The organism is Halobacillus litoralis (genome assembly GCF_009856355.1).
Lineage (GTDB): Bacteria > Bacillota > Bacilli > Bacillales > Halobacillaceae > Halobacillus > Halobacillus litoralis_B.
This window is the reverse complement of sequence record NZ_WMEW01000007.1, coordinates 46,659-60,927: the sequence shown is the minus strand read 5'-3', so window position 1 is coordinate 60,927 and position 14,269 is coordinate 46,659. Positions and strand designations below refer to the sequence as shown.

Here is a 14,269-nt window from a genome sequence, read left to right as displayed (position 1 = left end):
GAGCAGAATTACTTATTCAGGTTGTAGAAAGCTTTTTCGCCAGCGTAAACGGCTGTACCAAGCAGCTGATCTTCAATACGAAGAAGCTGGTTGTACTTCGCTACGCGGTCCGTACGGGACGGAGCACCTGTTTTAATTTGACCAGCGTTTGTCGCAACGGCGATATCAGCGATTGTCGCATCTTCTGTTTCACCAGAACGGTGGGAGATGACAGCTGTATAGCCGGCACGTTTCGCCATTTCGATCGCTTCGAAGGTTTCTGTAAGCGTACCGATTTGGTTCACTTTGATAAGGATGGAGTTACCTACACCCTCTTCAATGGCACGGGAAAGCTTTTCCGTGTTGGTAACGAACAAGTCGTCCCCTACAAGCTGTACGCGGTCGCCGATACGGTCTGTAAGAAGTTTTGTACCTTCCCAGTCGTTCTCGTCAAGACCATCTTCGATAGAAACGATTGGGTACTTGTTCACAAGCTCTTCGTACCAGTCCACCATTTCTTCAGAAGTACGGACAACACCTTCACCCTTCAGGTTGTACTTACCATCTTCGTAGATTTCAGAAGAGGCAACGTCCATCGCAAGCTTCACTTCAGCGTCCGGCTTGTAGCCAGCTGCTTCAATCGCTTCGATGATTGTAGAAAGAGCTTCTTCGTTGGAACCTAAGTCAGGAGCAAATCCACCTTCATCACCGACACCAGTGTTGTAGCCTTTGCTGCTTAGTACTTTCTTAAGGGAGTGGAAAATTTCCGCACCCATGCGAAGAGCTTCTTTGAATGTAGGAGCACCAACAGGCATAACCATGAATTCCTGGATATCTACGTTGTTGTCTGCGTGCTCTCCACCGTTAAGGATGTTCATCATTGGAGTTGGAAGAGTATTCGCTGTGAATCCTCCAAGGTATTTGTAAAGAGGCTGTCCAACAACTTCGGATGCTGCATGGGCAACAGCCATGGAAACACCAAGGATTGCGTTGGCACCAAGGTTTCCTTTGTTTTCTGTACCATCAAGTTCTCTCATCATCTGGTCGATGATGACCTGCTGGGTTGCATCCATACCAATAAGTTTCGGAGCAATTTTTTCGTTCACGTTATCAACGGCGTTTTGAACACCTTTTCCTAGGTAACGGTTTTTGTCACCATCACGAAGTTCTACAGCTTCATATTCACCTGTAGAGGCTCCACTTGGGACTAGAGCTGTACCGAAAGCTCCGGATTCAGTATAAACTTCAACTTCTACTGTTGGGTTACCACGAGAGTCAAGGACTTCACGTGCGTATACGTCAGTAATAAATGGCATTTCATATCTCTCCCTTATTTTTTAATTAGTGACTGTCCAGTCATTTCCTCTGGCTGTTCCACATTCAACAGCTCAAGCAGTGTCGGTGAAAGGTCACCAAGGATTCCGCCTTCGCGGAGGTCGATTCCTTCTTTAGTCACAATGACAGGAACCGGATTTGTCGTATGAGCGGTCATGGCATCTCCATCTGAAGTCGTCACTTCGTCAGAGTTTCCGTGGTCCGCTGTAATAATGGCGTGTCCGCCTTTTTCATGAATTTTATCAACGATTTTACCGAGGCATTCGTCGACAGCTTCAATCGCTTTGATCGTCGGCTCAAGCATACCTGAGTGACCGACCATATCCGGGTTGGCGAAGTTCAGAAGAATCGCGTTGTGCTTATCCGCATCAAGCTCTGCAAGCAGAGCATCCGTTACTTCATAAGCGCTCATTTCCGGTTTTAAATCGTACGTAGCCACTTTAGGTGAATCGATAAGGATGCGCTCTTCCCCATCGAATTCAGCTTCGCGGCCGCCGCTCATAAAGAAGGTTACGTGCGGATACTTTTCCGTTTCTGCGATACGAAGCTGTTTCATATCGTTATCGGCCAATACTTCCCCGATCGTGTTTTTCAGATCGTTCGGTGGGAAGGCGATCCGGCTTTTCACTTGGTCGCTGTACTGCGTCATGCTGACAAAATGAAGGTTTTTCGGGGCGTTCTCCCCGCGGTCATAGCCATCAAAATCATCGTTGGCAAATGTGCGGGACAGCTGAATGGCACGGTCAGGGCGGAAGTTGAAGAAGATGATACTGTCCTCATCCTCCACTTTCCCAATAGGCTGACCTTCATCATCCGTAAGAACGACAGGCTCTACGAATTCATCATAGACTTCCTGCTTGTAGGAATCATCAATCGCCTGAATGGGATCCTGATAAGTCGGACCTTCGCCGTAAGCGATGGCATCATAAGCCTTCTGCACGCGTTCCCAGCGATTGTCGCGGTCCATGGCGTAGTAACGGCCGGAAATCGTAGCCATTTGACCGATGCCGATTTCCTCCATAGCTTCCTGAGCCTGTTTCACATAGGTTTTGGCTGATTGCTGACCAACGTCACGCCCATCAAGGAAAGCGTGAAGGAATACTTTTTCGATTCCTTCCTGTTGTGCCAGTTTCAATGTGCCTTTCATATGCTCGATATGGCTGTGAATACCACCATCAGACAACAGGCCGAATATATGAAGGGCTTTTCCTTTTTCTTTCGCCTGCTTGACAGCTTCCTTGAGAACTTCATTGTTAAAGAAGTCCCCTTCACGGATCGCAAGATTAATACGGGTTAAGCTTTGGTAAACCACACGGCCGGCACCAATGTTCAAGTGACCTACTTCAGAGTTCCCCATCTGGCCTTCAGGAAGACCGACCGCTTCTCCACTCGCTGTGAGCTGGGAATGAGGGAACTGGTTCCAGTAACGGTCAAAGTTCGGTGTGTTGGCCTGCTTCACGGCATTTCCGAATTCTTCATCACGGATGGCATAGCCGTCAAGAATGATCAACGCAGCTAAGTTCTGATTACTCATGCTTACCTGCCTCCACAAGTTTTAGGAAGGAATCTGCTTCAAGGCTTGCGCCTCCGACAAGAGCTCCGTCAATGTCAGACTGGGAAAGCAGTTCATCCACGTTTGCAGGTTTAACGCTTCCGCCATACTGGATGCGGACAGCATCTGCAGCATCAGCATTGACGTATTCGCTGACAACTTTACGGATGTGGGTGCATACTTCATTGGCCTGCTCAGAAGTCGCTGTGCGGCCTGTACCAATCGCCCAGATCGGCTCATAGGCAATGATTGTTTCTGCACACTGCTCGTTTGTAAGTCCTTCAAGGGCTTTTTTCACTTGACCTTCCACAACATCCATTGTTTCGCTGGCTTCACGCTGTTCAAGAGATTCACCGACACAGATGATTGGAGTCAGACCGTGTTTGAAAGCGGCGTGGACTTTTTTGTTGACATCCTCGTCTGTTTCTTTGAAGATTTCACGGCGTTCAGAGTGGCCGAGAACAACGTGGGACACCCCAAGTTCTTTCAGCATGACAGGGCTGACTTCGCCTGTGAAAGCACCATTCTCTTCAAAGTGCATGTTCTGTGCACCGATTTTCAGGCTCGTTCCTTCTGTTTCCTCTACAAGCTTTTGTAGAAAAGGAAATGGAGCTACAACGATGGATTCCACCTGATCGGCAGATGGCACTTCGTTTTTAGCTGTCTGAATGAAATCTTCTGCTTCACGGTGCGTTTTGTTCATTTTCCAGTTACCTGCGATTACTTGTTTACGCATGTCTGCTTCACCTCTCCTTTTTTACTTATCGTTTAGTAGAGCAACCCCTGGAAGTTCTTTACCTTCCATAAATTCAAGGGAAGCACCGCCGCCGGTGGATACGTGGTTCATATCAGATGCATAGCCGAATTTCTCAACAGCTGCAGCTGAATCTCCGCCGCCGATGACGCTGTAGCCTTCTGTCTGGGACAGAGCTTCAGCAACGGCTTTTGTACCATTGGCAAATGATTCGATTTCAAATACGCCCATAGGACCGTTCCAGATGATCAGGTTGGATTCTTTGATGACATTGGCGTATTTCTCTCTCGTTTTCGGACCGATGTCGAGCGCTTCCCAATCGGCCGGGATGCTGTCGATCGCTACTTCTTTCTTGTTGGCGGAATCAGAGAAGTCATCAGCAACGACAACATCTTCCGGCATGTAGAAGTTCACGCCTTTTTCTTCCGCTTTCTTCATGTATTCTCTAGCAAGATCCATCTTGTCTTCTTCAAGAAGAGACTTTCCGATTTCGTGACCGAGGGCTTTTACAAAAGTATAAGCCAGACCGCCGCCGATAATCAGGTTGTCAACTTTATCAATCAGGTTATCAATGACACCGATTTTATCTTTTACTTTTGCTCCACCAACAATCGCTGTGAAAGGACGCTCAGGGTTGGAAAGAGCTTTGCCGAGTACATTGATTTCCTTTTCCATAAGGAAACCGGCTACGGCAGGGATATATTCCGCTACGCCAGCTGTGGACGCATGGGCACGGTGGGCAGCACCGAAGGCATCGTTAACGAAAAGATCAGCCATGTCAGCGAAAGCCTTCGCCAGCTCAGCATCATTCTTTTCTTCACCAGGATGGAAGCGTACGTTCTCGATAAGAAGCACATCACCACTGTTCAATTCAGAAATGGCCTGGCTGACTTCGTCTCCGTAAACTTCATCTGTTTTCGTAACCGTTTGTCCAAGAAGATCACTTAGACGATCGGCTACAGGATCAAGACGAAGCTCCTGTACCGCTTCTCCTTTAGGTCGTCCCAGGTGACTGGCAAGAATGACTTTTGCTCCGTTTCCAGTCAGGTGCTGGATGGTTGGGAGAGCCGCTTTGATTCTTGTGTCATCTGTTACCTCTCCATCGCTCATAGGCACGTTGAAGTCTACACGGCAGAAAACCGTTTTTCCGTTCACTTCAACATCGCGAATCGTTTGTTTATTCATAGAATGACAACCTCCTTGGTTTTGGTCGTTAAACATCTGCCCTTATGTACGTTTCCACACCTTGAAGGAACAGAAACGCAGACAAGCAGAAATCAGAAAAACAAGGATAAAGGAGGAGGACATGAGACCTCCTCCTTTCCTGCTTTTCCTAGTATTTTCAAAAAAGACTCAGATATTACAAGCCTTGGTTTTTAAGGTATACAGCCAAGTCTACGCAACGGTTGGAGTAACCAGTTTCGTTGTCGTACCAAGTGACAACTTTAACCATGTTGTTTTCAAGAGTTGCAGTAGAAAGACCATCAATGATGGAAGAGTTCGTGTTGCCATTGTAGTCGGAAGATACAAGTGGCTCGTCGCTGTAAGCAAGCACACCTTTAAGGTCGCCTTCAGCAGCTTCACGAAGTGCTTCGTTTACTTCTTCAGCTGTTACGTCTTTTTCAAGCTCCGCAACGAAGTCAACGATAGACACGTTCATTGTTGGTACACGCATAGCCATTCCGCTTAGTTTACCATCAAGGTGTGGAAGTACTTTTGCAACAGCTTGTGCAGCACCAGTAGTTGTTGGGATAATGTTTTGACCTGCAGCACGCGCACGACGGTAGTCTTTGTGTGGAAGGTCAAGGATTTGCTGGTCGTTAGTGTAAGAGTGGATGGTTGTCATCATACCACGCTTAAGACCGAACTTCTCATCAAGAACTTTCGCTGCTGGAGACAGGCAGTTCGTTGTGCAGGAAGCGTTGGAAATAACGTGATGGGAATCCTTATCATACTGATCTTCGTTAACACCCATAACGATTGTAAGATCTTCCTGCTTCGCTGGAGCAGAGATGATGACTTTCTTAGCACCGGCGTCGATGTGTTTCTTCGCATCTTCGCGCTGAGTGAAGCGTCCTGTAGATTCGATTACAACATCTACTCCAAGATCTCCCCAGCCAAGTTGTGCTGGATCTTTTTCAGATAGTACTTTGATTTCTTTGCCGCCAACAATCAGGTTGTCACCGTTTGTTGTTACCTTTTCAGATAGAGCACCGTGTACAGTGTCGTACTGAAGAAGGTGTGCAAGCATATTCGCATCTGTTAGATCGTTAACCGCCACTACCTCTACATCATTGTTGTCAAGTGCAGCACGGAATACGTTACGTCCGATACGTCCAAAACCATTAATACCAATTCTTACTGTCATGCAAAATTCCTCCTTGAATGATAAATATCATTTTATTTAAAGGGAAAATTCCCTTATTAACTCCTGGGCAGCCCCTTCATCTGTGATGAGGACATTACTTTGTCCGGGCTGAAAATAAGACGCGATCGCCCGGGCCTTTGAACGGCCTCCGGCAACGGCAATGACATGCCGGGATCTATTCAGATCCTCAAGCTGCAGACCTACGGTTCGAACTTTATGAACGATTTCACCCATACGGTTGAAATAATAACCAAACGCTTCACCCACAGCTTCATGCTGCTGGATCAGCTCCAGCTGCTCCGGAGACGTTTTTCTCCGTTCGGCCATGGTCATCGCATCTCCAACCCCGTGGATAACGATGTCAGCGTGACGGATAATGTCCAGAACTTCCTTGATGGAAGGCTCTTCTTTTATCGTCTTATAGGATTCCTCGCTCAGCGGATCGGGTACATATAACAAACGGTAGTCCCCTTTGGCTTTTTTAGCCATCTCCGCACATATCGTATTGGCCTGATTTTCCACTCTTTCGCCCAAACCGCCTCTGGCAGGTACATACAGGCATTGATCAGCGCCCTTGAATGAGGTCATCGTCTGGGCCACTGATGCCATCGTTGTTCCACCTGTAATGGCAATGGCTTGTTCAGGATTCATATGATCTTTCAAATACTGGACACAAGCTTTTCCCATCTCTTGTTTTACCCAATTGAGCTCATCACTATCACCAGGAACAACAACAACGTGATCCAGATTTAATTTATCCTTTAACTGTTGTTCCAAAACCTTAATGCCGGAAACTTCCTTAATAAATTCAGCCAGCTGCTCAAGGATGTTCTGCCCCTCATAGCTCAGGTGCATGCCTCTTGATGTAATCTCGACAGCTCCCTGCTGATTTAAGAAGTCCACCTCGCTGCGTACCGTCCGTTCGGCAAGATTGACGTTTTCCGCCAATGCTCTCCTTCCGACGGGCTGCATGATCTGGATGTAATGAAGCAGCTGATACCGCCTCTGAATAACGTCCAGGACATCAGGGAATAATTTTTTTTGTAGATCGATGAACGCTCTCATGGAAAAGCCCCTTCTTTGAAAACTGCTGACCGGGATGAATTACGTCCCAGGTAGTCATATTATGTCCCGCTAGGAGCAAAAAAATATCTTATTACATTTTTTATATTAACAGTGAGGGGGTACGGGTGCAAGCAGAAAACCTATGGTTTTTCATTGTAAACGCTTTTGCAGTTCAAAGTAATCAATGGACCGGTAGTCCAGTTCCTCTTCCTTGATCCTCACGACTGGTATTTCAAGAAAATACTTCTCATGAAGCTCCGGGTCTGATTCAATATCTATTTCCGTGACCTCCACGGAAAACAAATCCAATAAAGCTCTCACTTCATCACACAAGGTACATTCCTTCTTCGTATAGAGGACAATTCCCTGCACGCCATCCCCTCCTTATATATTATCCCTTTCAACAGGACTGGTTCCAATCTTACAACAAAAAAGGGACACACATTTAAGATGCGTGTCCCTTTTTATCGTAAAAGCCATTATCTATTTTGAGTTTTCTGCGATGTAGAAATTCCGCCAACCCTTCGCCTACATAGTTTTCCGGAGTTCGTTTCAGGGACTCGTAATTAAACGACAACTTCTGCTGCTTCTGCATATCAAACACGTGAATCCGCCTGTCTTCAGATACTTGTTCGGTGGACAAGATTTTGTAACGGATTAGGTTTGTCATAGATACCCCTCTTCTAAATAAAGCGAAAAGTCCTACAGTACATAAAGTAATCATATCATACGACGCTCTATTTAGAAACTACATTGAAATAACTAAACCAAATAAACGTTCGTACAGCTTTCATGAGGTTACTGTTCAATAATTGTTTAAATAACATGGATGTAACTGTATGCTTTATCCTACAACCATTATATCATAATAATATTGAAGGAATAAAAAAAGCCTTCCAAGAGGAAGACTTTTTTTAGAAAGCGCGCCTGAGAGGATTCGAACCCCCGACTGACGTAGAACCGGAATCTACCGCTCTATCCAACTGAGCTACAGGCGCAGAAGCGACATGCAAATACTATTATAATGAATGACTCCCGATTACGCAACCCGTTTTTTAAAATTTATTCCTCTATGTACAACCAACGATTTGTGATTCCCCCCGTTCTGCAGCAATCCTGCTGTTCCTATTCATTATATAGGAGGATAAAAACATGGACCATGGATTTTTATATCCTACGTTTATATCAAACAATTCAGGGTATGATGGTAGAAGGAATCCGTGTATTCCAAAGCTTTACGTAGTCGCGGATATCGTCGATTGTTTTTGTTTGACCTTTATTGACCTTAAAGGTATGATGAATGTATCTCAAAGATAATCAAGTGATGATAAGGAGGAACTTACAATGAATTTAGTCCCTACAGTTATTGAACAAACAAACCGGGGAGAGCGTGCTTATGACATTTACTCCCGCTTGCTTAAAGACCGGATCATTATGCTCGGCAGCCCGATTGATGACAACATCTCGAACTCTGTTGTAGCTCAGCTGCTATTCCTTGCAGCCGATGATCCTGAAAAAGATATTTCCCTATACATCAACTCACCGGGTGGGTCCATCACCGCAGGAATGGCGATCTACGATACCATGCAGTTCATCAAACCGAATGTATCCACCATCTGCACAGGAATGGCCGCTTCCATGGGTGCCTTCCTTCTGAACGCTGGTGAGCCTGGGAAGCGTTATGCTCTTCCAAACAGTGAAGTCATGATCCACCAGCCTCTTGGCGGTACACAAGGTCAGGCTTCTGACATTGAAATCCATGCGAAGCGTATCATTAAAATGCGCGAAAAACTGAACCAGATCCTTGCTGAGCGCACAGGTCAGCCTTATGAGGTCATTGAGCGCGATACAGACCGCGACAACTTCATGTCCGCTCACGAAGCTGTAGAATACGGCTTGATCGATAAGGTCATGGAAAAGAACGTATAATGTAACTTCTTAAAAATCCGCTGGTATCCCAGCGGATTTTTTTATGTTTAATATGAGAACGTTCTCTTATTCGACACGTTCACTGATTCACATAACAAAGCTTACGCAGGTTGTACGAAAGCCGTTAACATTTGAATCGCCTGCTCTTCGTCCGAGCCATCCGCGATGATTTTTACTTCTTCGTCTGTGCCGACCGCCAGACTCATCAATCCCATGATGCTCTTCGCGTTGACACGCTTTTCCTCTTTTTCAATAAAGATATCAGAAGAAAATTTATTGGCTTCCTGAACAAATAAGGCAGCCGGCCTTGCCTGCAGACCTGTTTCCAATTCGATTTTAATCGTTTTTTCCAACACTGGTCATTCTCCTTTCTTGTTCCCATCACCCTTTGTAAGCGTTATCAAAAGGTTGAAAAAAGAACGCTCTCCTTACGAAAGCGTTATAATTGTCTTTTATTATAGCATGAATAAATCCGAAGATGAATCAGTTTCTGGACTTTTCTGTGACTTCACCTTTTCTGACACGGTCAGCGAATTCATCGATTTTTCTCAGTCTATGGTTAATGCCGGATTTGCTGATCGTTCCACCGGAAACATATTCACCAAGTTCCTTCAATGAAACCTCCTGGTATTGCAGGCGCAGGGAGGCAATCTCCTGAAGCTTGTCTGGAAGAGCCTCAAGACCAACGGTCCGTTTAATGAATTTAATATTTTCCACCTGCCGGAAAGCCGCACCGATGGTTTTATTTAAATTCGCTGTCTCACAGTTGACCAGACGGTTTACGGAGTTTCTCATATCTCGAACGATCCGGACATCCTCAAACTTGAACAACGCCTGATGGGCTCCGATATTGCTGATCAGCTCCGTAATTTTATCCGCTTCTTTCAAATAGGTGATGTACCCCTTTTTCCTGCTTAACGTACGGGCATGCAGGTCAAAACTGTTCATCAGCTTACACAACGCTTCGTTGTGTTCCTCATCAGCTGAATAAATCTCCAGATGGTAAGACGAAGTTTCCGGATTATTGACAGAACCTCCCGCAAGAAAGGCTCCCCTCAAGTACGCCCGTTTACACCCCGTATCTTTCAAGTACTTCTCTGGAATATTCGGATTGATGGATAACGGGCCTTTTAATATCTCCAGGTCCTCCAGAACGGCATCCGCCTTTTCCGCAAGTCTTACAATATAAACATTATTCTTCTTCAACCGCATTTTCTTCCGCACAAGAAGTTCAACGGGATATGGATACAGCTTCTTAATCAGCGTATAGATCCTGCGTGCAATAGCCGCATTTTCCGTCTGCACATCCAGAATGTACTGTCGATTGGATAAAGAAAATGTTCCGTTCATCCGTACGAGCGCAGCCAGTTCTGCTTCCATAGATCCCATATCTGCTTCCACGTTCGTCAGTTCTTTTTTTATTTCAGATGCGAAGGACATTCCGATCCCCCCTTTCATAACAACAATCTCCTGCTTAGAGCATGGAATGTAAAAGACGCGCCAATTTAGCTGTATCGTGGCGCAGCATCACTTTATCATGGTCAATAATATCTTCTTCAATTACCTGGACACCCATGGACTTAATCCGGTCGATATCATACACAACCGGTTCGGCGTTTTCTTCGGCATATTTTTTCCTGACCTGCTGATCGATCGGTCTGTTATGCACAATAACTGACTGTACCACGTCCCGGCCGATATGATCAACTAACGCCTGGATATGATCGCCCGCAGAATAGCCGGACGTCTCACCTTCCTGGGTCATGACATTGCAGATATACGTCACTTTCGCTTTTGTTTCTTTGAGAGCATGGCCGATTTCAGGAATGATAATGTTCGGCAGAATGCTCGTATATAGACTGCCCGGAGCGATGACAATTAAATCAGCAGATTGTATGGCATCAACGGCTTCCGGGAGCGGCTGAACCGGTGTAGGACTGACAAACACCCGTTTGATCTTTTTCCCCTGCTTCGGTATGCTCGACTCGCCTGTTACAATCGTTCCATCTTCCATTTCAGCATGAAGATTCATGCTGTGATTGGCGATCGGATATATATTTCCGCGTACATTGAGTACCCGGGATATTTCCTTAATGCCTTTATAAAAATCCCCTGTCATGGACGCCATAGCTGCCAACAGGAGATTTCCCATGGAATGGCCGGAAAGGCCGTTCCCGTTGGAAAACCGGTGCTGAAACAGGTCGAGCAGCATAGGCTCTGCATCAGACAGAGCAGCGACGACATTGCGGATATCTCCTGGAGCAGGGATGGCCATTTCCGTCCGCAGTCTTCCAGAACTTCCCCCGTCATCAGCGACCGTTACGATCGCCGAAAGGTCAACGGGTAATTTTTTCAGTCCCCGCAGGAGGACGGGCATTCCGGTTCCGCCTCCTATGACGACGACACGCGGCTTCGTCTTTGAATCCATCTACTACAAACCCTTCCTTTTTTCGATATCCCTGTGGGTCACATGGGTCACGAAATCGCTGGAGAAATACTCGGAGAGATGTTCCGCCAAAGCTACAGAACGGTGTTGACCACCCGTACAGCCGATGGCCACAACCAGCTGACTCTTCCCTTCCCGTTTGTATTGGGGAAGCATGAACTGAAGCAGGTCCTTCAACTTTTCCAGGAATTTCTGAGTATCGCTCCACTTGAATACGTACGAGGACACCTCAGAATTCAGCCCTGTCAGCGGGCGCATCTGCTCCACGTAATGGGGGTTGGGAAGGAAACGCACGTCAAACATCAAATCCGCATCAATCGGCACCCCATATTTGAAACCGAAGGATACCATCTGAACCGAAAACACCTGCTGCTCCTGCTGACGGTAGCTTTCAATAATGCGCTCCCGCAGTTCTTTCGGCTTGAGCGAAGTGGTATCAATGATGGTCTGGGAACGGCCTCTCAGCTCATCGAGCATCTTCCGTTCTTTGCGGATCCCTTCAAGAGGAAGCCCTTCTTTGGCAAGCGGGTGGGAGCGGCGCGTTTCTTTATACCTTGAAACGAGGGATTGATCCTCCGCATCAAGAAAAAGAATATGCTCCTGCAGCCAGTTTTCCTTCCCAAGCCTGTCCAGGGAATCAAAAAGCGCATCAAAAAATTCTCTGCCTCTCAGATCCATGACAAGCGCCACATTCTGTATGTTGTTGCTGGAATCCTTCATCAATTCCAGAAATTTAGGCAGAAGGGCAGGCGGCAGGTTATCCACACAAAAAAAACCGAGATCTTCAAAGCTTTGAACAGCCACGGTTTTTCCTGCCCCCGACATTCCAGTAATAATTACCAGCTGAGTTTCGTTTGCATCTACATGCATCTCCATCGCTCCCCATTCGTCAGGTCAAGACGGATCCAGATCCTGATCAATCAATCGGAAATCCGTCGTATATACAAATGTTCCATAAAGTTGGTGATCACTGCTTAGGATATGTCTGAAGATCTCACGGTCTCCCTCAGCCATGGGCTTCTTCAGCACATCATCCACAGGTACCCATTCCAGTTCACCTTCTTCACTTTCATCAAGCAGTTCACCCGAATAACTTGTCGTATAAAAGGTGAACATCATCCATTCCTGAGCAGTCTTCTCTTCTTTCCTCATAATAAAAGTAAAAGACCCCCGCAGTTCAGGGTTTTCGATATCCAGCCCTGTTTCTTCTTTAAACTCACGCACGACCGAATCTTTAATGTTCTCTCCTGCCTCCATCTTTCCTCCAGGAGCTACATACCAGCCTCTTCGTGGTTTTTTGAGCATCAACACTTTGTCTTTTGAACGTAATACACAATTGGCTACACGCTGCATCGTTAGTACGTCACCTCAATTTCTGTCTGGAGGGCATCTCCACCCATTATACAATGAATACACACACGGCAACAATATTATGAGCTGATTTTCCCTGTCAGCATCTCTTCGAACGTAGAACACGGGTGATGCCATTTCATAAAAAAAAAGACACAGATGATAAGCACCTGTGTCTTTTAGAGATTACTCTATTAAAAGGGGGTCAATTAATGATCTTCATCGTAACAAAAGAATATTTCACGGATGTTACATCAGCGTTAAACTATTATATCCTTAATTGACGACTTTTAATTCCTCTAGAAGATTCTCAATATAGTGCTGTGCAGACTGAGCTGCAATACTGCCGTCGCCTGTTGCTGTTACAATTTGACGCAGTTCTTTTTCACGGATATCTCCAGCTGCGAAGACGCCCGGCACTTTCGTTTCCATATTTTCATCCGTTTCGATATATCCCTGTTCATTTGTAATGCCCAGGCTTGTAAACGGCTGGCTCAACGGAATCATGCCGATATAAATGAAAGCACCGTTGGTATCGAATTCATACTCTTCATCTGTCTTTCTATTGTGAAGGGTCACGCTGCCCACTTTCCCATCTTGATCATTGATGGATTTCACAACTGTATCCCAGATGAAATCGATCTTATCATTATCGAAGGCACGATCCTGAAGGATTTTCTGGGCACGAAGTTCATCACGACGGTGCACAATCGTTACCTTGCTTGCGAAACGGGTCAAGTATACGCCTTCTTCCACAGCAGAATCCCCGCCGCCGACAACGACAAGTTCTTTGTCACGGAAGAATGCTCCGTCACATACGGCACAGTAGGATACACCGCGGCCACCGAGTTCTTTTTCTCCCGGTACACCGAGTTCTTTGTACTGCGCGCCTGTCGTTACGATGACAGCACGGGCTTTGTACTCCTTGTTACCGGCTTTAACTGTTTTATATTCTTTCCCGTCAATCACTTCTTTAATATCGCCATACGCGTATTCAGCACCAAACTTTTTCGCATGGTCGAACATTTTATTGGAAAGGTCCGGTCCAAGAATACTTTCATAGCCCGGGTAGTTTTCAACATCTTCTGTATTGGCCATCTGTCCGCCCGGAATTCCACGCTCGATCATGAGCGTATCCAGGTTCGCACGAGACGTGTAAACGGCTGCTGTCATACCAGCAGGGCCGGCGCCGGCGATAATCACATCATAAATACGTTCTTCACTCATCTATATTCAACTCCTTATGATTCCAAATCACTTGTTGTTTCCTGTACATATCATAGTAAATCATACGACAACCGTCCATTAATGTGCTTGAAGGTTCTCCGAAAGCCTTGACAAGCTTCCTGAGACTCTGAAGGGGAGTGCTTGATTCCCGTCGGAGTCTTAGGACCCTAGGCAGGGAATGAAGCAGGGTCGGCCGAACATACGAAAACAGACCTTCGAAGAAAAGTTCCCCCTCTTCAGCAAAGATCTGCTTTAACGTCCAGA

Annotated in this window: 14 protein-coding genes, 1 tRNA gene and 1 pseudogene; 1 reads left to right on the top strand and 15 read right to left on the bottom strand. The window is 46.1% G+C overall.

Features of this window, described 5'->3' with window-relative positions; genetic code table 11:
- Positions 1–8: 8 nt before the first annotated feature.
- The 9 genes from eno to GLV97_RS11325 all read right to left on the bottom strand — a co-directional run bounded on the left by eno (position 9) and on the right by GLV97_RS11325 (position 8,051).
- Positions 9–1,295, bottom strand: a complete 1,287-nt coding sequence (gene eno / locus GLV97_RS11365; RefSeq protein ID WP_160838360.1) for a phosphopyruvate hydratase — start codon at positions 1,293–1,295, stop codon at positions 9–11.
- A gap of 14 nt (positions 1,296–1,309) precedes the next feature.
- Complete coding sequence (gene gpmI, locus GLV97_RS11360) at positions 1,310–2,848, bottom strand: 2,3-bisphosphoglycerate-independent phosphoglycerate mutase (RefSeq protein ID WP_160838358.1); 1,539 nt, start codon at positions 2,846–2,848, stop codon at positions 1,310–1,312.
- The gene (tpiA, locus tag GLV97_RS11355) at positions 2,841–3,602 is read right to left on the bottom strand and encodes a triose-phosphate isomerase (RefSeq protein WP_160838356.1); all 762 of its coding nucleotides are present in this window, start codon (positions 3,600–3,602) and stop codon (positions 2,841–2,843) included. The genes gpmI and tpiA overlap by 8 nt, the downstream gene beginning before the upstream one ends.
- Positions 3,603–3,623: 21 nt before the next feature.
- Positions 3,624–4,805, bottom strand: a complete 1,182-nt coding sequence (locus GLV97_RS11350) for a phosphoglycerate kinase (protein ID WP_160838354.1) — start codon at positions 4,803–4,805, stop codon at positions 3,624–3,626.
- 175 nt (positions 4,806–4,980) lie between these two features.
- Complete coding sequence (gap, locus tag GLV97_RS11345; protein ID WP_160838352.1) at positions 4,981–5,988, bottom strand: type I glyceraldehyde-3-phosphate dehydrogenase; 1,008 nt, start codon at positions 5,986–5,988, stop codon at positions 4,981–4,983.
- 36 nt (positions 5,989–6,024) lie between these two features.
- A complete protein-coding gene (locus GLV97_RS11340) occupies positions 6,025–7,053 on the bottom strand; it encodes a sugar-binding transcriptional regulator (RefSeq protein ID WP_160838350.1) in 1,029 nt (342 codons plus the stop codon).
- Between the two features lie 150 nt (positions 7,054–7,203).
- Positions 7,204–7,425 carry a glutaredoxin family protein gene (locus GLV97_RS11335; RefSeq protein ID WP_160838348.1) on the bottom strand — a complete coding sequence of 74 codons (222 nt, stop codon included), beginning with the start codon at positions 7,423–7,425 and terminating at the stop codon, positions 7,204–7,206.
- 73 nt (positions 7,426–7,498) lie between these two features.
- Positions 7,499–7,723 (bottom strand): hypothetical protein, encoded by a 225-nt coding sequence (locus GLV97_RS11330; protein ID WP_160838346.1) that lies wholly within the window; start codon positions 7,721–7,723, stop codon positions 7,499–7,501.
- Positions 7,724–7,975: 252 nt separating this feature from the next.
- Positions 7,976–8,051: transfer RNA gene (locus tag GLV97_RS11325), tRNA-Arg, on the bottom strand.
- A gap of 343 nt (positions 8,052–8,394) precedes the next feature.
- Between GLV97_RS11325 and clpP the strand changes: the two are divergent.
- Positions 8,395–8,982, top strand: a pseudogene (clpP, locus tag GLV97_RS11320) (ATP-dependent Clp endopeptidase proteolytic subunit ClpP); the annotation flags it as partial.
- Positions 8,983–9,083: 101 nt separating this feature from the next.
- Here clpP and GLV97_RS11315 read toward each other — a convergent pair.
- The 6 genes from GLV97_RS11315 to trxB form a co-directional block, all read right to left on the bottom strand.
- The gene (locus GLV97_RS11315; protein ID WP_160838344.1) at positions 9,084–9,338 is read right to left on the bottom strand and encodes an HPr family phosphocarrier protein; all 255 of its coding nucleotides are present in this window, start codon (positions 9,336–9,338) and stop codon (positions 9,084–9,086) included.
- Positions 9,339–9,465: 127 nt separating this feature from the next.
- A complete protein-coding gene (gene whiA / locus GLV97_RS11310; RefSeq protein WP_160838656.1) occupies positions 9,466–10,422 on the bottom strand; it encodes a DNA-binding protein WhiA in 957 nt (318 codons plus the stop codon).
- A 34-nt stretch (positions 10,423–10,456) separates the two neighbouring features.
- Positions 10,457–11,410 (bottom strand): gluconeogenesis factor YvcK family protein, encoded by a 954-nt coding sequence (locus tag GLV97_RS11305; RefSeq protein WP_160838342.1) that lies wholly within the window; start codon positions 11,408–11,410, stop codon positions 10,457–10,459.
- Positions 11,411–11,413: 3 nt separating this feature from the next.
- A complete protein-coding gene (gene rapZ / locus GLV97_RS11300; protein ID WP_160838340.1) occupies positions 11,414–12,298 on the bottom strand; it encodes an RNase adapter RapZ in 885 nt (294 codons plus the stop codon).
- 24 nt (positions 12,299–12,322) lie between these two features.
- Positions 12,323–12,781, bottom strand: a complete 459-nt coding sequence (locus GLV97_RS11295; RefSeq protein ID WP_160842185.1) for an 8-oxo-dGTP diphosphatase — start codon at positions 12,779–12,781, stop codon at positions 12,323–12,325.
- Between the two features lie 273 nt (positions 12,782–13,054).
- Entirely contained in the window at positions 13,055–14,005 is a 951-nt protein-coding gene (trxB, locus tag GLV97_RS11290) for a thioredoxin-disulfide reductase (RefSeq protein WP_160842186.1), read from the bottom strand.
- Between the last annotated feature and the right edge of the window lie 264 nt (positions 14,006–14,269).